Raw genomic sequence first — 18,104 nt, 5'->3', positions numbered from 1 at the left:
ATGATCACGAAACTGCTGGTCGCCAACCGCGGGGAGATCGCCGCGCGGGTCATGCGCACCGCGCACGACCTCGGCATCGCCACCGTCGCCGTGTACTCCGACCCGGACGCGGGAGCGCCCTTCGCCCGGCTCGCCGACGAGGCCGTCCGGCTGCCCGGTTCATCCCCGGCCGAGACGTACCTCCGCGGCGATCTCGTCATCGCCGCCGCGCGGGCCACCGGCGCCGACGCCGTCCACCCCGGGTACGGGTTTCTGTCGGAGAACGCAGGATTCGCCCGCAACTGCGCCGCGGCCGGGCTGACGTTCGTCGGCCCTCCTCCGGAGGCCATCGCCTCGATGGGGTCGAAGATCGAAGCCAAGGCCCTGATGGACGCCGCCGGGGTCCCGGTCCTGCCGGGGGCGACCGTCACCGACGACACCGACCTCGCCGCGGTGGCCGCGTCCATCGGCTTCCCGGTGCTGGTGAAGGCCGCGTTCGGCGGCGGCGGCCGGGGCATGCGCGTCGTCCACGACTCCGCCGCGCTCGCCGAGGCCGTCGAGGGTGCCCGCCGCGAAGCCGCGTCCGCCTTCGGCGACGGAACGGTGTTCCTCGAACGGTTCGTCGTCGACCCGCGGCACGTCGAGGTCCAGATCCTCGGGGATACGCACGGCGAAGTGGTGCACCTGTTCGAGCGCGAGTGCTCGATCCAGCGCCGCTACCAGAAGATCGTCGAGGAATGCCCGTCCCCGGCGGTCGACGACGCCCTGCGCGCCGAGCTCGGCGCCGCGGCCGTCGCCGCCGGGAAGGCGATCGGCTACACCGGTGCCGGCACCGTCGAGTTCGTCCTGGACGCGGACGGCCGGTTCTTCTTCCTGGAGGTCAACACGCGCCTGCAGGTCGAGCACCCGGTGACCGAGCTGGTCACCGGCCTGGACCTGGTCGAACTGCAGCTGCGCGTCGCCGAGGGGGAGCCGCTGCCACCCGAGGTCACCGGGGCGCGGATCGACGGGCACGCGATCGAGGTCCGGCTCTACGCCGAGGACGTCCCGGCCGGCTTCCTGCCCGCCACCGGGACGCTGCACCGGTTCCGCGTCCCCGGGCTGCGCGGCGTCCGGGTCGACTCCGGGGTCGTCGACGGCTCGGTGGTCGGCCCGCACTACGACCCGATGCTCGCCAAGGTGATCGCCCACGGCCGCACCCGCCGCGAAGCCGCCCGGACCCTGGCCCGCGCGTTGCGGCACGCCGAACTCCACGGCGTGACCACGAACCGTGACCTCCTCGTCGGCATTCTGGGCGAGCCGGAGTTCCTGGCCGGCCACACGGACACGGGATACCTGACCCGGCACGACCCCGTCGCCCTCGGCGCGTCCGAAGGTGGCGGAGCCCGGCAGGCGGCCGCGGCGGCGCTGGCCCGCCAGGCCCGCCACCGCCGGGACGCGCGGGTGGTGCCCGAGATGCCCTCCGGCTGGCGCAACGTCGGCGGGGTCCCGCAACGGGTCGCCTACCTCGGCTGCGGCGAAACCCTGGACGTCGCCTACTCGGTCCGCCGGACCGGTCTCCGGCTCACGGTCAACGGCACGCCGCTCGGCGAGTCGGTGCGGCTGATCTCCGCCGATCCCGACCTCGTCGAGCTGGAGATCGACGGCGTCCACCGCGCTTACCGGGTGCACACCCGCGCCGGAACGTCCTATGTGGACGGACCGGACGGAGCGGCGGCGCTGGCCGAAGTCCCGCGCTTCGCCGACCCGGACGCCGCCGCGGCCGCCGGGTCGCTGCTCGCCGCGATGCCCGGCGCCGTGGTGCGGGTCCTCGTCGACGCGGGGGACCGCGTCGTGGCCGGGCAGGCGCTGGTGGTCCTGGAGGCGATGAAGATGGAGCACACCGTCGTCGCGCCGATCGACGGCTCGGTCGCCGAACTGCGGGTGCGCCAAGGCGACCAGGTCGACACCGGCCAGGTGCTGGCGGTGGTGGAGGAGTGATTTCCTACGATGTCCGCAACGGGGTCGCCTGGCTGACGATCGACCGTCCCGAAGCGCGCAACGCACTGTCCAAAGAGGTCCGGAACGGCCTGTGGGCGGGCACCCGGCGGTTCGTCGCCGACGAGTCGGCCGCGGTGCTCGTGCTGACCGGGGCCGGCGACCAGGCGTTCTGCGCCGGCGGTGACCTCAAGGAGATGGCCGAGACGGCTCTCGAAGTCCCGCCGCCGGACTTCCTGCCGCAGTTCGGCCGGAACATCGACGTGCCGAAGCCCACGATCGCCGCCGTGAACGGCGTCGCCTACGCCGGTGGGTTCCTGCTGGCCCAGCAGTGCGACCTCGTCGTCGCGGCCGAGCACGCGCGGTTCGCGGTGACCGAGGTGAAGGTGGGCCGGGGCGCGCCGTGGGCGGCCCCGCTGTCCTGGCTGGTGCCACCGCGGATCGCCATGGAGATCCTGCTGACCGGCGACCCGGTCGACGCGCACCGGGCGCGGGAGGTCGGGCTGGTCAACGACGTCGTCCCGGCGGCCGAGCTGCGGTCCCGGACGCAGGCGCTCGCCGAGCGCATCGCGGCCAACGCGCCGCTCTCGGTACGCGCGGCCAAGCGGACCGCTTACCTGTCCCGCGCCGACGTCTTTGAGTGCGCCGAGGAGATCTGGGCCCCGGTGTACCGCTCGCGGGACGCGCAGGAAGGCCCGGCGGCGTTTCGCGAGAAGCGCCGGCCCGTGTGGGAAGGACGCTGACATGGCCGTCTCCCTGGACGCGCTCCTCGACGACCTGCTGGCCGAAGCCGCCGACGTCGAAGCGATGATCGGCTCGCTGGACGACGGCGGGATCGCCCGGCCCACGCCCGCGGCCGGGTGGACCATCCGGGACCAGGTCACCCATCTCGCGTTCTTCGACGAAGCCGCGACGCGAGCCGCCGTCGACCCCGAGGGTTTCCGGCGGGCGGCGTCGGCGCTGATGGCCGGCGGCCTGGACTTCCCCGACCGCGTCGCCGCGCAGCACGCGGGGCTGACCGCGGACGAGGCCCGGGCGTGGTTCACGCGGGCCCGTGCCGCGTTCGTCACGGCGTTCCGCGGGCGCGATCCGCGTGCCCGGCTGCCGTGGTACGGCCCCGACATGAGCGTGGCCTCCTCGGTCACCGCGCGGATCATGGAAACCTGGGCGCACGGCCAGGACATCGCCGACGCCCTCGGCGTGCGGCGCGCACCCACCGACCGGTTGCGGCACATCGCCCACCTCGGCGTCTCGACGACCGCGTTCAGCTTCCGGCTCAACGGCCGCGCGGTGCCGACGGCGCCGATCCGCGTGGAGCTGCGTGCACCCTCCGGTCCACTGTGGACCTGGGGTGACGCGGACGCCGCCGACCGCGTCGAAGGCACGGCGCTCGACTTCTGCCTGGCGGTCACCCAGCGCCGCCACGTCGACGACACCGGGCTCGTCGTGACCGGACCGGTGGCCCACGAGTGGATCGGGATCGCGCAGGCCTTCGCCGGAGCACCCGGGCCCGGCCGCCAACGGAGCCACGCATGAGCCGCCCGGTCCGGATCGCGAACTGTTCCGGCTTCTACGGCGACCGCTTCGCCGCGGCGAGGGAGATGGTCGAGGGCGGCCCGATCGACGTCCTCACCGGCGACTACCTCGCCGAGCTGACCATGCTGATCCTCTGGAAAGCCCGGCGGAAGGACCCGTCCGCGGGCTACGCCAAGACGTTCCTCACCCAGCTCGAGGAGGTGCTGGGCATCTGCCTGGACCGGGGCATCCGGATCGTCTCCAACGCCGGCGGCCTGAACCCGCCGGGGCTGGCGGCCGAGATCGGCGCACTCGCCGAACGGCTGGGCCTGCACCCGAAGATCGCCCACGTGGACGGCGACGACCTCGTCGACCGGCTCGGGGAGCTGCAGGCGGCCGGACACGACCTGACCCACCTCGACACCGGGCGCAAGCTCGCCGAGGCCGGGGTGACCCCGGTGACCGCCAACGCCTACCTCGGCGGCTGGGGCATCGCCGAAGCGCTGGCGGCCGAGGCCGACGTCGTCGTCACCGGCCGCGTCACCGACGCGTCGCTGGTGGCCGGCCCGGCGGCCTGGTGGCACGGCTGGGCGCCCACGGACTTCGACGCGATCGCGGGCGCGATGGCCGCGGGGCACGTGATCGAGTGCGGCCCGCAGGCCACCGGCGGCAACTACGCCTTCTTCGAAGAGATCACCGACCGCCGCTACCCGGGCTTCCCGATCGCCGAGGTCGCGGCCGACGGCTCGAGCGTGATCACCAAGCACGACGACACCGGCGGCCTGGTCTCGGTCGGCACGGTCACCGCGCAGCTGCTGTACGAGATCGCCGAACCGGCCTACGCCGGACCCGACGCGGTCGCGCACTTCGACACCGTCCGGCTCGACCAGGCCGGCTCCGACCGGGTGCGGATCAGCGGTACCCGCGGCAGCCCGCCGAGCGACCGGCTCAAGGTCGCCCTGAACCACGACGGCGGCTACCGGAACACGATGACCCTGGTGCTCACCGGCACCCGGATCGAGGAGAAGGCCGCGTGGGCCGAGCAGCAGCTGTTCGAGCTGCTGGGTGGCAAGGAGCAGTTCGCCGAGGTCGACGTGACGCTGCTGCGGTTCGACCATCCGGACGCGCCCGTGAACGCCGAAGCCACCGCCCACCTGCGGGTCACGGTCAAGGACCCGGACAAGGCCAAGGTGGGCCGGCGTTTCTCGAACACGACGATGGAGCTGGCGCTCGGCGGCTACCCGGGGTTCCACACGACGACCCCGCCGTCCGCGGAGAGTGGATTCGGCGTCTACTGGCCGACCCTGGTTCCGGCAACCGAGGTCGAGCACCGCGTGACCCTGCCCGACGGCACCCGGCGGGTGATCCCGCACCCGCCGTCCGGGCCAGGGCCGATCTCGACGCACTCCGTCGCGGCCGAACCCCGGGTGTTCGAGGGCCCGACCCGCCGGGTGCCGCTGGGCGAGGTGGCCGGCGCCCGGTCCGGCGACAAGGGCGGCAACGCCAACATCGGGCTCTGGACCCGGACCGACGAGGAGTACGACTGGCTCCGGCACCACCTCGACGAAGACCGGTTCCGGGCGCTGCTGCCCGAAGCGGCCGCCCTCGAAGTCCGGCGCTTCGAACTGCCGAACCTGCGCGCGCTCAACTTCGTGGTGGTCGGGCTCCTCGGTGCGGGCGTCGCGGCGTCGGTCCGTCCGGATCCGCAGGCCAAGGGGCTCGGTGAATACCTGCGCAGTCGTGCGGTCGACGTGCCGGAGGACCTCCTCCGCCGGTGTCGGCGATCGCCTCGTCGGGCATGCCCTGGTGGACGAATCGCCAGTCGGTGACGACACACTGGTCGCGTGCTCGGCCCGGATCGATCCGCGCAAGGCGCAGCCGGCGAGCGGCTGCTGCGGCCTGGTGCCGTGCCGCCGGAGCGCGGCGCTGATCGGTTCGCCGAGCAGCCCTCGAAGTCCGGCCGGATTGACGAGCTTCTTGTTCAGCTGATCGGATCCGCGCTGTCGCCCGCGAGAAGCAGCTGGGAGACTTGGGTGAAGGACCAGCCCGCCCCGGTTGGCGCCAGGACCCACACGACGTCGAATCGGTTGTCCGGCCAGCTCTTGGGCGGCGCGGGATCGATCGTCCCGACCGCCGTGGCCAGCGCGGGGATTTCTTCGTGTTGCCAGCTGATCAAGGTGACGCCGCCGCGGCGGGCGACTTCCGCCGCCAACGCAGCCTCGCCCCCTTTGGCGAAGGTGGTGGTGACCGGGAGGCCGAGCCGGGCCGCGAGGGGGCCGACGGTTTCGCGGGGACGCTGGCCTTCTCCGCCGCTGCCGCCGGCGGCGTAGATCGCCGTGGGACGGGCGAGACCGCGACGGACGCTGCCGACGCCGGGGGCGAACAGTTCCACCAGTGCGCCCGCACGGGTCCAGCCGCCGACCGTCAGGGAATGCGGGTCGGCGTTGCCGTCGGCGTCGATGCCTCGTGGTGCGCCGGAGCCTGCCGGCTTCTCGGCGTGCCTGATGATCATGATCAGGGCGCCGCTCGCCGGTGCGGGCGGTAGCGCGGCGGGTTGGACCTGCTGAGTGTTACCGCAGCCGCCGGCCAGCAAAGCCGTCGATCCGGCGGCGGCGCCGAGCAGTGTCCGCCGCGACAGTGGACGGGTTCCCATCGCGCTCTCTTCTTTTTGCACAACGAAGAATGTAACAGGTGATACACTGACGCTCGTGGCGGAGAGATCGGGCAAGTGGCAGGTGCTGGTGGTGCGGGTGCCGGCGGCGCCGTCGCGGCATCGGGTCGCGGTGTGGCGGGAGCTGCGCCGGATCGGGGCTCTGTCGCTCGGCCAGGGCACCTGGACGGTGCCGGACGTGGCCGGGTTCGCCGAGGGCCTGCACCGGGTGGTCGCCCTCGCCGAGCGCGGCGACGGTGAGGTGGTGGTGCTCGACGCGGCCGGGCGCAGCGAGCGCGACGGCGCGCGGCTGGAGGAGCTGTTCACCGCCGATCGCGAGGACGAATGGCGCGAGTTCCTGGCCGATTGCGGCAAGTTCGACGCCGAGATCGACAAGGAGATCCGCGTCGAGAAGTTCACCATGGCCGAACTGGAAGAGGAGGAGCAGAGCCTGGAGCGGCTGCGCCGCTGGCATCGGGAGCTGAAGGTCCGCGACGTGTTCGGCGCTCCGTCGGCGGCCGAGGCCGAGGTCCAGCTCAAACACTGCGCCGACCGGCTCGCCGAGTACACCGAGCTGGTTTTCCAAGCCCTGCACCAGATGTGAGCCGAGAGTCGACATGAACGCCGATACCCAGCTGTTCCTCTTGATCAACGATTTCGTGCGGACGACCCCGTGGCTGCACGCGATCGTCTCCACCTACGCCACCTACGGTCTGGTGCTGTTCGCCGCCTTGCTGCTGGCCGGGTGGTGGTCGGCACGCCGTCAAGCGAACCCGGTCCGGGTGGCGGCGGCACTGTGGGCGCCGCTGGGCATGCTGCTCGCACTGGGCGTCAACCAGCCGCTCTCCGCGCTCGTGGGAGAACCCCGCCCGTACACGACGCTGCCGAACATCGTCGTTCTCGCGCAGCGCAGCCTCGATCCGTCGTTCCCGAGCGATCACGCGGTGATGGCCGGCGCGGTCGCCGCCGGGCTGTTCCTGGTCGATCGGCGACTCGGTGTGCTCGCGGCTCTCGCCGCGGCGGTGATGGCCTTCTCGCGGGTGTACATCGCCGCGCACTACCCCCAGGACGTGGTAGCCGGGCTCGTGGTGGGTGCCGCGGTCAGCCTGGCCGGGTTCTGGCTGGTCCGCCGGGTGCTGGTGTGGCTGGTCGAACGGGGCGAGCGCACCCCGCTGCGGCCGGTGCTGACCAGCGCACCACGTCCGGTCGTCCCGGTGTCGGGCTGACATGACCGCCGCACCGGAGCTGCCGGGGGTGCTGGGAAGCCTGGCGCCGCTGCTGGACCACTACGGCTACCTGGCGGTCGCCGGGCTCATCATGCTGGAGGACTTCGGTGTCCCGGCACCCGGTGAGACGGTGCTGATCGCCGCCGCGGTCTACGCCGGCGCGGGCCATCTCGACATCGCCGCCGTCGTCGTGGTCGCGATCGCCGCGGCGATCGCCGGCGACAACATCGGGTACGCGATCGGCCGGTTCGGTGGCCGCCGGCTGGTGCTGCGGTTCGGCCGCTACGTCTTCCTGACCGAACGACGCCTCGACACGGCAGAGCGGTTCTTCACCCGCCACGGCGGGAAGATCGTCGTGGTCGCCCGGTTTGTCGAGGGCCTGCGCCAGGCCAACGGGATCATCGCCGGTGTCACCGGGATGCCGTGGCGGCGGTTCCTCGCGTTCAACGCGATCGGGGCCGCGCTGTGGGTCGGTGCCTGGGCCGCGCTGGGCGATCTCGCCGGCACCCACATCACCGTCATCTACGAGCAGATCCACCGCTACCAGCTCTACGTCCTGATCGCGGTCGCGGTGGGGCTGGCCGCGCTCGTCATCCGGCACCTGCTGCGGCGCCGGCGTACCGGAGAGGAGCCGCGCGGGTGAGCACCGAGTCTTCCGAGCACACCACGGCCGGGTCGGCCGCCGCGCTGCGGCCGTTGTACGCGGCGGGGTTCGTGACGGCGTTCGGCGCGCACAGCATCGCCGCCAGCCTCGGCGCGTACACCCACGGCGAACACGCCTCGCTGCTCACCCTCGGCCTGCTGCTCGCCATGTACGACGGCGCCGAGGTGATCCTGAAACCGGTGTTCGGGTCGCTGGCCGACCGGATCGGGCCCCGGCCGGTGCTGCTGGGCGGGCTGCTCGCGTTCACCGTCGCGTCCGCCGCGTTCGTCCTCGCCGGGAACCCGGCCGCGGTGGGACTGGCCCGGCTGGGCCAGGGCGCGGCCGCGGCGGCGTTCTCCCCGGCCGCCGGCGTGCTCGTCGCCCGGTTGTCCCCGGCGAAACGGCAGGGACGCGCCTTCGGGGGCTACGGTGCGTGGAAGAGCGTCGGCTACACCGCCGGCCCGCTGCTCGGCGGAGTCCTGATCACCCTCGGCGGGTTCCCGCTGTTGTTCGGCACCCTCGCCGTGCTCGCGCTGGCCGTCACCGGCTGGGCCGCGGTGGTCGTACCCCCGGCGCCCCCGCTGCCGCGCACGCGCCAGACCGTGCTGGATCTGGCCCGCCGCCTGACCTCGCCGGCCTTCCTGCGTCCAACCGCGACGCTCGCCGCCACGACCGCGGCGCTGGCGGTCGGGGTGGGATTCTTGCCGGTGACGGGCGCCGCCTCCGGCCTGACCCCGCTGGTGACCGGCGCGGCCGTTTCGCTGCTGGCGCTCTGCTCGGCGCTGGTGCAGCCGTGGTCCGGACGAGCCCGCGACGCCGGGCGGCTGCGCGACGGGATCGGCATGGCCGGCGGGCTTGCCCTTGCCGCCGCCGGGATGGCGCTGGCCGCCGTGCTACCCGGGGTCGCCGGCGTACTCGTGGCAGCGGTGGCCATCGGCGCGGGGGTGGGGCTGGCGACGCCGCTCGGGTTCGCCCACCTCGCCGCCGTCACCCCGCAAGAACGGCTCGGGCAGACCATGGGCGCCGCCGAGGTCGGCCGGGAACTCGGCGACGCCGGCGGCCCGCTGCTGGTCGGCGCGGTCGCCTCGGCAGCCACCCTCGGCGCCGGGTTCCTCGGCCTGGCCGCCCTCCTCGCGGCTGCAGCGGTGGCCGTGCTCGGCGCGCGGACCGCAGGAAACGGGGCACGCGCATGACCGGCACCCGACCGCGATGTACTTCAACACCTGGTGTTATGCCCAGAAGGCGTTGCGGTGTCTGAAAACCGCTGTCGAGGAGCGGGCCGCCGACGAGTGGTGGCTGCTGTACAGAGCCAGGCGCTCCACCTGGAATTGCGGGCACGTAGCGATGTCCTCGTGGTCGCCGACTACGTGCACAACACCGACGTCGACGCCGCCGGCGGCCAGGCCTGGCGCTCGACGCCGGAGCATCCCTTCCGGCTCACGGTCGTCGGTGACCGGGTCCGGTCGGCATTCCGGGTGAGCAGCCCAGCGTCGACTGTTCTGCGCTTCACCCCGCCCCACCGCTGACCGGCCCGGGATCCGGCCGGCGCAGTCCGGCCAGGGTGACGCTCGCCAAACGGCCGGCGGCGGCGCGGGAGGGCAGGGTGCCGGCCGCGGTCAGGGCGTGGAGGCAGTAGCTCGCCAGCTCGTCGGCGGAGACGTCCTCCCGGACGTCGCCGGTTTTCGCCGCTTCTGTGATCAGGTCGCGGAACAGCGCGTGCAAGTGGTGCTGGGCCTGCGTGACGTGCTCGCCGCGGTGCAGCAGCGCCGCCGGTTCGGTGCCGTGGTGGTGCTGGGCGCGCTCGTGCTGGATCTTCGCGTACGCGTTCAGCACCTTCTCGAGGCGTTCACCTGCCGTGCCGTCCTGATCGCGGATCTCGGTGAGCTGGGCCAAGTGGGCGCGGACGTGGCGCTCATGCCAGGCGGCCAGGATCGCCTCGACGTCCGGGAAGTACTTGTACAGCGTCGCCCGGCCGATCCCCGTCTTCGCGGCGATCTGCGCCATCTTCACGCCGGTCAGGCCGTGCTCGGCGACCAGCTCGGCCGTGGCGTCCAGGGTCGCGTCGCGCACCGCCTCCCGGTGCGCCTCGATGGTGTCGTTCCACAGCTTCGGCACGCGCTGAGCATACACAACGACGCCTCCGAGACAGAGTGAATTGACAGCGACAGTCTGTCTCGATAAAACTGGGCTGATGAACGCCTCAGCGAGCTACTCCCGTTCCCACCGCCCGGGCGGTCCCGACGACCTGTACCGCACCCCGCCGCCGTGGGATATCGGACGGCCTCAAGGCGCATTCCGGGCTCTCGCCGACGCGGGTGCGCTCCGCGGCCGGGTCCTCGACTGCGGGTGCGGGACCGGGGAACACGTGCTGATGTGCGCGGGCCTGGGCCTGGACGCCACCGGAGTCGATCTGGCGTCCGCGGCTCTGCACCGTGGCGAAGAGAAGGCGCGCGAGCGAGGGCGAACCGCGCGGTTCCGTCACCACGACGCCCGTGAACTGGACGAACTCGGCGAGTCGTTCGACACCGTCCTCGACTGCGGCGTGTTCCACAGCTTCGATGCCGACGATCGCGCCGCCTACGTCCGGGGCCTGCGAGCCGTGCTGAACGCCGGCGGCCGCTACTTCATGCTGTGTTTCAGCGACCGCCAGCCGGCCGGCGACTGGCCTTGGGTGCACCGCGTGACGCAGGCGGACATCACCGCCGCGTTCGCCGACGGGTGGCGCGTCGACTCGATCGTGCCGGCGACCATCGAGATCACCACCGACCCGGACGGCATCCGCGCGTGGCTCGCCGCCGTGACGAGGATCTGAAACCATGCCGGTCGCCGAAGCACTCATCGAAACCCCGCGCGCCGAGCGATTCCTCACCCAGCTGTGCCGCCACGCCGAAGCCATGGGCGGGAAGGCGCGGCACCTGCACCGCGGGGATGGACAAGCGCGTCCCGACGTGGTCGACGTCGAGTACGGCGGGAACGAAGGGAAAATCGCCTTCAGCTGGGGTGATTGCGTCCTGGAGTCCACAACGGACACACTGACGGTGCGCGTCGAAGCCGATGACGCGGACCAGCTGGCGGGGCTCCAGCGCATTCTCACCGCGGACCTGGAAAGGTTCGGCCGGCGCGACGGGTTGACGGTGAGCTGGCAAGGTGGCGAGTTTGCCGACGTGACCGTTCACGAGAAGGGGAGCCGGTCGCGCGCCACCGTGATCGCGCTCGCGGTGGCTGTCGTGTTGGCCATCACCGCACACGTGGTGGTCGGCGCTGCCGCGGTGGCGGCGTGGCGCTGGACGAGCGTGGCCGCCGATGTCCTGCTCGCGCTGGTGATCCTCAAGATCGTCGTCACGGTCCTGCTGGCCCGACGCCGAATCCGGGGACGTGGTGCCGCACATTTCCGGCGGTTCGGGCGATGACCAGGGTCTTCCGGTCGCCGGTCAGCGTCCCGACAGCAGGCAGGCCGCCGTGGCGAGGCGTGCAACCATTGGGCTCGGTTTGAACCGGCCTCGGCCGTGTGTGTACTTCGGCTGCGCTCATCCACCCAGCCGTGCCTGGCTCGCCGAATGCAGTGGTGCGGGTATTCCGCTTACGCTGCCTGTCTGCCGTCATCGGTAGCCGATCGTGGCTCGGTCATCAGCCGCGCCGGCGCCGTGCACGGGTCGAGGCGGCGCAGCTGCGCGAACTCGGGGCCGATCTCGGAACCGATCTGCTGCTGCGCGGAAGTGAGACCGTCCTTGGCTGAGGATGAACAGGGCGGCACCCCTCGGGGAGTAGCGGCGAGATGGGGCCGGGTCCCCCGACGGGACCCGGCCCCGGCTCGCCGTGGGTCAGTGGGCGGCGCTGGTGTTGACCTCGCCGTTGACACCCTTGGGGAAGAACCCGCCGGAGGTGGCGGCCTTGTTGGTCAGGTACACGATGTTGAGAACTTGGCCGGGGGAGCGGCTGTAGGCGATGCCGTTGGCGTCGGTGGGGACGATGTTGGCGTTGCCGTGGCTGTCGATGACGCCTTGGTCGTCGTCGGTGGGGCCGTCGAGGCTGTCGCGGGCGTCCGACAGCTTGACCGTCGCTTTGGCGTCGCCGCGCTGGTAGAGGGCGCTGCGGATGTTGCCGGCGTGGTAGGCCTCGACGGCAAGGATCCCGGCGGCCGCTTCGAGGTAGGTCTTGTTGGTGATCAGCGGGGCGGCGCCCTTGTAGGCGGTGACGCCGACGTCTTCGAACAGGAACGCGGCGAGCAGGAAGTTCTCCTCGCAGGCGAAGGCGTCGAAGCTGTGGCCGGGTTTGACGAGCCCGGCGGCCTGGGCGGCGGCGGTGAAGCTGGACTGCAGGTCGATGGCGGGCCTGCTGACCGCGGCTGATCCGAGTGCGGAGCGCAGGAACTGGACGTGGGCCTTCTCGTCGCCCGCGATCTCCTGGGCGTACTGGCGCGCGGCCCTGGTCTCGAACCGGACGGCGCGGCCGCCGGTGACGCCGCCGCGGGTGCCGGTGCCGGTGGTCATCGAGTCGGCGAGGCCCTTGCCGGTGACGGCGTGCAGGTAGAACTCGGCTTCGAGGTATTCGAGGTTGAGGGCGAAGTTCAAGACCGCTCCGTCGCTCACCCCGCTTGGCGCGGCCTCGGCGGTGGGCCGCACGGTCGCGGCGGACGCGGTCCCGGTGGCGAGGCCGCCGAGGGCTCCGGCGCCGACGACGCCGAGGCCGGTCATGCCGGCGGCTTTGAGGAAGCGGCGGCGGTCCTGGTCGTTCTCGGCGCTCCGGTTGATCATCGAGGCGGCATAGCGTTTGCCGAACACGTGCTCTCCTTCCCGCTCGCGCGCAATCTGAGCACGAGCGTGTCCCGTGCACCGGCATGGCCTCCCGGGCGCGCGGGATGGATCCGTCGTTGACCTCTCCTGTTCGGGGCCGGAGGGCCGGCGGACAGGTCGGATTCCGGATCGGGTGAGCGAGGTGGTCAGCGGCGGCAGGTGGTGTCCACTCTGTCCGGCCCGTGCCCGAAGAACCCCTGCAGCTGCGCAAAAGTGGCGAAGCGTACCCGTTACTGAACGGTAGAAACGCCACGAAGGAAAGAAAAAAAGATCGCGCGCGCCCCCAATCCGGTGACGATCTCGCGGCGAAAGCCCACTGACGGGTGAACTTCGCACGTGAAGGGAGGTGAGATGGATGAATACTTCCCAGTTCGACACCGTGCCGGCCGACGAATGCTCGGTGCTGGCGCGGGTCCTCGTGGTCGCGGGCACGCTTGTCGGGTTCGGTGTCCTGGCGGTGCTGTTGTCGGGCACCGCGAACGCGTCCGAAAGGTCGCCTGACCAGCCGGATCGGCCAGGTCTGCTCTTCGTGGCCGGCAAGCCGCTGCAGAACGCGGTCAAGCCGGCCGGCCCGGTGCTGCGATCGGTGACCGACGTCGTGCACACGGTGTCCTCGCAAGTGGCGCCGGCGGTCACGCCGGTGATCGCTCTGGTGGAGCCGGTGCTGTCGGTGGTGCGTCCGGTGACCGAGCCGGTCGTCCACGTAGTGGGCGCCGATCCCGCGGTGAAGGCCGTCGCCGGAACGATGGTGACGGCTCCGCGGGACGACGTCCAGCCTGCTCCGGTTGACCAGAGGCAAGCATCGACACCAGCGGTGACGTCAAGTCACCTCGAGTCCGATGTGGCCGCTGTGCCGGAACAGTCGCGCGCAGAGCGATCGCCGAACCCGGGCACGGTCGTCGACCGTGACGCCGCCAGCCGGATGTCCGGATCGGAGGGTGGCGGCAGCACACCGCCCGCGCCCGCGCCCGCCGCACCCGCGGCGAGCGGTGCCGTGTCGGCGAGTTCGGCCGGGCAGCACGGCGGCGAGTCCGGCGTGACCGAGCCCGGTTCGGGTATGCCGGGCACCGAGCGCACCTGGCGAGCCCCGCCGGGTGGGCATGCGCCGTTGTACTGGCTGGTCTTCTACGGAAACGACCATCCGAGCTGACGAACCCTTTCCACCTCCGGAAATCCACAAAGGACAGATGGGCAAGGAAAGGGAAGTCATGCACAAGTACGTACGACGCGGCCTGACCGCCGCGTTCATCTCCGGCGGGTTCGTCCTGCTGGGATCAGCGGTGGCCAGTGCGGACACCGGGAACTCGGGCCCGCTCGGCGGGCTCGGCAACACCCTGCACTCCGTGGTCTCCGGCGTTTCGGCCGGTGGCAACGGCGGGGACTCGGGTTCCGGCGGGAACGCGAGCAGCAGCAACAACGCTGTGAGCGGGAACTCCGGTAACTCGGGCAACTCCGGGTCGACCGGGCACAACAGCGCCTACGGCGTCTGTGTCCTGGCCCGGTGCAGCACGTCGGTGTCCTCGGGCAACTCCGGGAACACGGGCGCGACCGGCTCGACCGGGAACGCCTCGAACACCAGCAGCACCACCGGCGGCAACTCCGGGAACGCCGGCAACGGCGGCTCCGGGACGTCGGCGGCGTCGGGCCGGAACACCGCGGACTCGCGGGGCGCCCGCGGCGTCCTCGGCTCGGTGACCGGCGCCGCGAAGGGCGGCAACGGCGGCAACTCCGGCGACGCCGGAAACGCCACCAGCGGCAACTCCGCGGTGACGGGGAGCTCAGGCAATTCCGGGAACTCCGGTTCCACCGGTGGCAACAGCGCCTACGGGCTGTGCCTGCTGGCGCAGTGCACCACCAGCGTGTCCTCGGGTGACTCCGGGAACACCGGCGCCACCGGTTCGACCGGCGACGCGACCAACTGGAGCGCCACCGGCGGCGGGAACTCCGGCAACGCGGGCAACGGTGGTGACGCCACCACGATCGCGTCCGGTGAGAACTCCGCCGCGAACAACGGTGGGCCCGGCTGGGGCTGGAACCGGCACGACCAAGGCGGCACCACGGGCGTCCTGGGCTCGGTCACCGGCACCGCGAAAGGCGGCAACGGAGGCAACTCCGGCGACGCCGGCAACGCGAACAGCCACAACACGGCGGTGACCGGAAAGTCCGGCAACTCGGGCGACTCCGGCGCCACCGGCGGCAACAGCGCCATCGTGTGGACCGTGGGCGGCCGGAACAACGGCCGCGGGAACCACGGCGGCTGGAACCACGACTGTGGCTGTGACAACGGTGGCTGGAACCACGAGAACGGCACGAAGTCGGCCACCACGGTGACCTCGGGCAACTCGGGTGGCACCGGCGCCACCGGTCCGACCGGTAACGCGGGCAACACCAGCACCACCACCGGCGGGAACTCCGGTTGGGCGGGCAACGGTGGCGACGCCACCGTCGTGAGCACCGGCCGGAACTCCGTCTCGAACAACGGTGGGCGCAGCTGGGGCTGGAACCGGCACGAGCAGGGCGGCCGCACCGGCGTCCTGGGTGTCGTGACCGGCGCCGCCAAGGGCGGTAACGGTGGCAACTCCGGCGACGCCGGGAACGCCACCAGCAAGAACAACGCCGTGAGCGGCAAGTCCGGCAACTCGGGCGACTCGGGCTCGACCGGCGGCAACACCGCCGTCTCCTCGACCCGCGGGCACGAGCAGCAGGGCCGCCACCACGGTGGCCGGCAGCACGAGGGCATGAAGTCGGCCACCACGGTGACCTCGGGCAACTCGGGTGACACGGGCGCCACCGGCTGGACCGGCGACGCGTGGAACCACAGCACCACCACCGGTGGGAACTCCGGCTGGGCTGGCAACGGCGGCGACGCCGGCGTCCTCGCCTCGGGCTGGAACACCGCCGCGCACGCCCCGCACACCGTCTGACGGTTCGCGGGAGAACGAGGAGCGGGGTACCGGAGAAATCCGGTGCCCCGCTTTCTTCGTATCGGACCGGGCAGAGCCGTCACCCGGACAGCGACCGAGCCACGGCTTGTCCGGCGTCGCTCAGCTCAGCGTGGCGTCCTGAGTTGTCGTGGCAGCCACCCTCGGCGGGCTCGCGCTCGCGCGAGGTGTGCGGGTCGTGGTCGTCCGCCGAGTGCACGCGACGGCGGAATGTGCTCACGTGTTCTCCTTCTCCTCACAGGGTCATCGGACGTGATCCGGATGGTGAGTGGATCACCAGGAGTTCGGAGGGGCCGGCCGTGGCTGACGGTGACCGGGCCTTCACACTGGTGTCAGCTGACCGTGAGGGTTGCGACCGACGGTGTGGTCGGCTGCAGCGATCCGGTGGCGGGCTCGACGGTCACCGCGACACCGTCGACGCCCGCGGGGAGCGCGGTCTCGAGGGTGCCGTCGGGCCCGAGCAGTCCCGCCGACCGTGGCGCGCTCGGCCCGGTCAGCCACACCTCGTAGGCGTGGCCGGCGTCCAGCCGTGGGAGCGCCTGCGCGGCGACGAGGACTTGGCCCAGCCGGCGGGAAGCCGTGGCCGAGACCGAGCCGCCATTGGCCGCGGCGGTGCGCACGGTGGTCGCGTCCGGCGCGGAGGTCACCGCGCCGCCTTCGGCCACCGGTACCGGACGGCCGGAGACCGACTGGTCCAGCCCGATGCTGATCCCGCCGGTGAGCACGGCGGCCGCCGCGGCGACGGACGCGATCCCGATCAGCGCGCGCTTGCGCCACGGAGCGCGACGGGCCGGGACGGCGGGCTCGGTGGTGACGCGGGGCGGCAGCTGCCGCGTCTGGGCGATCTCGGCGAGCACCCGCCCGCGGAAGCTTCCGTCCGGAACGGCGGCGGCCGCGGCACCCAGAAGGGCAGCGGTCTCCTGAAAGCCGGCGACTTCCTCGGCGCAGACCGGGCATTCACCCAGGTGCCGGGTGAACGCGGCGCGTTCGAGGTCGTCGACCGCGTCGAGGGCGTACGCGCCGGCGAGGATGTGGGCGTCGGCGGTGGTCATCGGTGCACTCCCAGAGCGTCGCGCAGGCGGATCAGGCCGTCCCGCATGCGGGTCTTGACGGTGCCGATCGCGACACCGAGTTCGTCGGAGACTTCCCGGCAGGTGTAGCCCTGAAAGTAGGCGAGCAGGATCGACTCCCGCTGGAGCTCGGTCAGGACCGCCAAGGCAGCGCGGACCTCCGCGCGGTCGAGGTGGTCCAGCGTCGCCTCGGTGACGTCGTCGTAGGGACGGCGCAGGTCCAGCCGCTCGGCCCGGTCTTCCCGGTTGACGCACGCCTGCTCGGACCGGACCCGGTCGATGGCGCGGCGGTGCGCGATGGTCAGCGCCCAGGTCTGCACACGCCCGCGTCCGGCGTCGAACGTCGCCGCCTTGCGCCAGATCTCGAGCAGGACCTCCTGGGTGACCTCCTCGGCGTGCGCGCGCGAGCGCAGCACCTGGAGCACGGTGCCGAAGATCGGCCCGGCCAGCCGGTCGTAGAGCGCGGCGAAGGCCTGCTCGTCGCCTAGGGCGGAGCGGGCGAGCAGCTGCTCGGGTGTGGTCTCCGGTTCCGGCACCGATGCGATGCCGGTGCGGAGCGCGACTGCGCGGGCGGTCATGGCACCTGTCCTTCCCGGCGGGCGCCGAGTCACGTGCCGCGGTCGGCGGCGGTCACGAGGAGTTCGTCCCGGCCGGCCCGTGCGGATTGGTGCTGTGACGAGAAACCCGGCCGGTCACCCATGAGGACGAGCGGAAACCCGATGTCCACAGTGGATCGGGCAAGCCGCGCGCCGGGTCCCGGCCCGCCTGGCTCAAGCGCGGATGGAGTCAGGAGGCGCCGATCAAGACGGAGCTCGCCAACGTCCACAAGGGAAAGGTCCGGGTCGCGGGAGTCGCGTGGGCCCAGCACACCGGCATCGAGAGGGGCGAAGTCACCGCCGCCTGAGAAAACATTCGCGAACGACCAATCCGGTTCGCGTGAGGCCGCGAATCACCAGCAGTCAGAGAGTTTCCCGCAAGGGATCAGCCGCTTTCATTAACCACATGGAGTGATTTTCGTGCGTAACCTTCGTATTGCCGGTATCGGTCTGACCGCGGCCGCCGCGCTGACCCTGACCGCGTGTGGCAGCAGCAACACCGCTTCCTCGGGCAGCTCCAGCGCCCCGGCCCCGTCGTCGTCGATGGCCGCGCCGTCGTCTTCCGCCGACTCCGCCGCGTCCAACGGCGTGACGACCAACGCCGACGTCTTCGGCCCGGCCTGTTCGCAGCTGCCGCAGGGTTCCGCGCCCGGTTCGCTGGACTCGATGGGCCCGCAGCCGGTCGCTTCGGCCGCGTCGACGAACCCGCTGCT

The 18,104-nt window shown here is 72.1% G+C and carries 19 protein-coding genes and 1 pseudogene; 14 read left to right on the top strand and 6 right to left on the bottom strand.

Translation table 11 applies throughout. The features are described from left to right. The 4 genes from ACZ7OH_RS50890 to ACZ7OH_RS50875 are packed head-to-tail and all read left to right on the top strand — an operon-like array spanning position 1 to position 5,300. A complete protein-coding gene (locus tag ACZ7OH_RS50890) occupies positions 1-1,959 on the top strand; it encodes an acetyl/propionyl/methylcrotonyl-CoA carboxylase subunit alpha (RefSeq protein WP_470287554.1) in 1,959 nt (652 codons plus the stop codon). Next, positions 1,956-2,699, top strand: a complete 744-nt coding sequence (locus tag ACZ7OH_RS50885) for an enoyl-CoA hydratase/isomerase family protein (protein ID WP_470287553.1) — start codon at positions 1,956-1,958, stop codon at positions 2,697-2,699. Before ACZ7OH_RS50890 ends, ACZ7OH_RS50885 begins: the two co-directional genes overlap by 4 nt. A 1-nt stretch (position 2,700) precedes the next feature. Beyond that, a complete protein-coding gene (locus tag ACZ7OH_RS50880) occupies positions 2,701-3,492 on the top strand; it encodes a TIGR03084 family metal-binding protein (protein ID WP_470287552.1) in 792 nt (263 codons plus the stop codon). Beyond that, positions 3,489-5,300 (top strand): acyclic terpene utilization AtuA family protein, encoded by a 1,812-nt coding sequence (locus ACZ7OH_RS50875; RefSeq protein WP_470287551.1) that lies wholly within the window; start codon positions 3,489-3,491, stop codon positions 5,298-5,300. The genes ACZ7OH_RS50880 and ACZ7OH_RS50875 overlap by 4 nt, the downstream gene beginning before the upstream one ends. A 152-nt stretch (positions 5,301-5,452) precedes the next feature. On the opposite strand, the gene ACZ7OH_RS50870 is transcribed toward ACZ7OH_RS50875, so the two are convergent. Further along, positions 5,453-6,145 carry a hypothetical protein gene (locus ACZ7OH_RS50870; RefSeq protein ID WP_470287550.1) on the bottom strand — a complete coding sequence of 231 codons (693 nt, stop codon included), beginning with the start codon at positions 6,143-6,145 and terminating at the stop codon, positions 5,453-5,455. 34 nt (positions 6,146-6,179) lie between these two features. Here ACZ7OH_RS50870 and ACZ7OH_RS50865 point away from each other — a divergent pair, with 34 nt between their 5' ends. The 5 genes from ACZ7OH_RS50865 to ACZ7OH_RS50845 all read left to right on the top strand — a co-directional run bounded on the left by ACZ7OH_RS50865 (position 6,180) and on the right by ACZ7OH_RS50845 (position 9,516). Further along, positions 6,180-6,725, top strand: a complete 546-nt coding sequence (locus tag ACZ7OH_RS50865; RefSeq protein WP_470287549.1) for a Chromate resistance protein ChrB — start codon at positions 6,180-6,182, stop codon at positions 6,723-6,725. Positions 6,726-6,738: 13 nt separating this feature from the next. Further along, complete coding sequence (locus tag ACZ7OH_RS50860; protein ID WP_470287548.1) at positions 6,739-7,347, top strand: phosphatase PAP2 family protein; 609 nt, start codon at positions 6,739-6,741, stop codon at positions 7,345-7,347. 1 nt (position 7,348) lies between these two features. Then, complete coding sequence (locus tag ACZ7OH_RS50855; protein ID WP_470287547.1) at positions 7,349-7,990, top strand: DedA family protein; 642 nt, start codon at positions 7,349-7,351, stop codon at positions 7,988-7,990. Next, positions 7,987-9,183 carry an MFS transporter gene (locus ACZ7OH_RS50850; protein WP_470287546.1) on the top strand — a complete coding sequence of 399 codons (1,197 nt, stop codon included), beginning with the start codon at positions 7,987-7,989 and terminating at the stop codon, positions 9,181-9,183. Before ACZ7OH_RS50855 ends, ACZ7OH_RS50850 begins: the two co-directional genes overlap by 4 nt. Positions 9,184-9,282: 99 nt before the next feature. Continuing rightward, positions 9,283-9,516, top strand: a complete 234-nt coding sequence (locus tag ACZ7OH_RS50845; protein WP_470287545.1) for a hypothetical protein — start codon at positions 9,283-9,285, stop codon at positions 9,514-9,516. On the opposite strand, the gene ACZ7OH_RS50840 is transcribed toward ACZ7OH_RS50845, so the two are convergent. Then, the gene (locus ACZ7OH_RS50840) at positions 9,497-10,105 is read right to left on the bottom strand and encodes a TetR/AcrR family transcriptional regulator (RefSeq protein WP_470287544.1); all 609 of its coding nucleotides are present in this window, start codon (positions 10,103-10,105) and stop codon (positions 9,497-9,499) included. The genes ACZ7OH_RS50845 and ACZ7OH_RS50840 overlap by 20 nt on opposite strands. A gap of 76 nt (positions 10,106-10,181) precedes the next feature. Here ACZ7OH_RS50840 and ACZ7OH_RS50835 point away from each other — a divergent pair, with 76 nt between their 5' ends. Then, the gene (locus ACZ7OH_RS50835; protein ID WP_470287543.1) at positions 10,182-10,802 is read left to right on the top strand and encodes a class I SAM-dependent methyltransferase; all 621 of its coding nucleotides are present in this window, start codon (positions 10,182-10,184) and stop codon (positions 10,800-10,802) included. A gap of 4 nt (positions 10,803-10,806) precedes the next feature. Further along, entirely contained in the window at positions 10,807-11,400 is a 594-nt protein-coding gene (locus tag ACZ7OH_RS50830) for a DUF2218 domain-containing protein (protein ID WP_470287542.1), read from the top strand. Positions 11,401-11,811: 411 nt separating this feature from the next. Here ACZ7OH_RS50830 and ACZ7OH_RS50825 read toward each other — a convergent pair whose 3' ends face one another. After that, positions 11,812-12,771, bottom strand: a complete 960-nt coding sequence (locus ACZ7OH_RS50825; protein WP_470287541.1) for a ferritin-like domain-containing protein — start codon at positions 12,769-12,771, stop codon at positions 11,812-11,814. 367 nt (positions 12,772-13,138) lie between these two features. Between ACZ7OH_RS50825 and ACZ7OH_RS50820 the strand changes: the two genes are divergently transcribed. After that, positions 13,139-13,933, top strand: coding sequence for a hypothetical protein (locus ACZ7OH_RS50820; RefSeq protein ID WP_470287540.1), 795 nt, complete (start codon positions 13,139-13,141; stop codon positions 13,931-13,933). A 37-nt stretch (positions 13,934-13,970) separates the two neighbouring features. Continuing rightward, entirely contained in the window at positions 13,971-15,707 is a 1,737-nt protein-coding gene (locus tag ACZ7OH_RS50815; RefSeq protein ID WP_470287539.1) for a hypothetical protein, read from the top strand. Positions 15,708-15,786: 79 nt separating this feature from the next. Here ACZ7OH_RS50815 and ACZ7OH_RS50810 read toward each other — a convergent pair whose 3' ends face one another. The 3 genes from ACZ7OH_RS50810 to sigK all read right to left on the bottom strand — a co-directional run bounded on the left by ACZ7OH_RS50810 (position 15,787) and on the right by sigK (position 17,373). Next, positions 15,787-15,945, bottom strand: coding sequence for a hypothetical protein (locus ACZ7OH_RS50810; RefSeq protein ID WP_470287538.1), 159 nt, complete (start codon positions 15,943-15,945; stop codon positions 15,787-15,789). A 112-nt stretch (positions 15,946-16,057) separates the two neighbouring features. Next, positions 16,058-16,777: an anti-sigma factor gene (locus ACZ7OH_RS50805; protein WP_470287537.1), complete on the bottom strand. Its 720-nt coding sequence runs from the start codon at positions 16,775-16,777 to the stop codon at positions 16,058-16,060. Then, positions 16,774-17,373 (bottom strand): ECF RNA polymerase sigma factor SigK, encoded by a 600-nt coding sequence (gene sigK, locus ACZ7OH_RS50800; RefSeq protein ID WP_470287536.1) that lies wholly within the window; start codon positions 17,371-17,373, stop codon positions 16,774-16,776. Before sigK ends, ACZ7OH_RS50805 begins: the two co-directional genes overlap by 4 nt. A 438-nt stretch (positions 17,374-17,811) precedes the next feature. Here sigK and ACZ7OH_RS50795 point away from each other — a divergent pair. Beyond that, positions 17,812-18,104, top strand: a pseudogene (locus ACZ7OH_RS50795) (fasciclin domain-containing protein); the annotation flags it as partial.

It is taken from the genome of Amycolatopsis sp. NPDC114478, assembly GCF_055633805.1.
The sequence above is the reverse complement of the archived record's forward strand: the minus strand, read 5'-3'. Positions and strand labels throughout refer to the sequence as shown.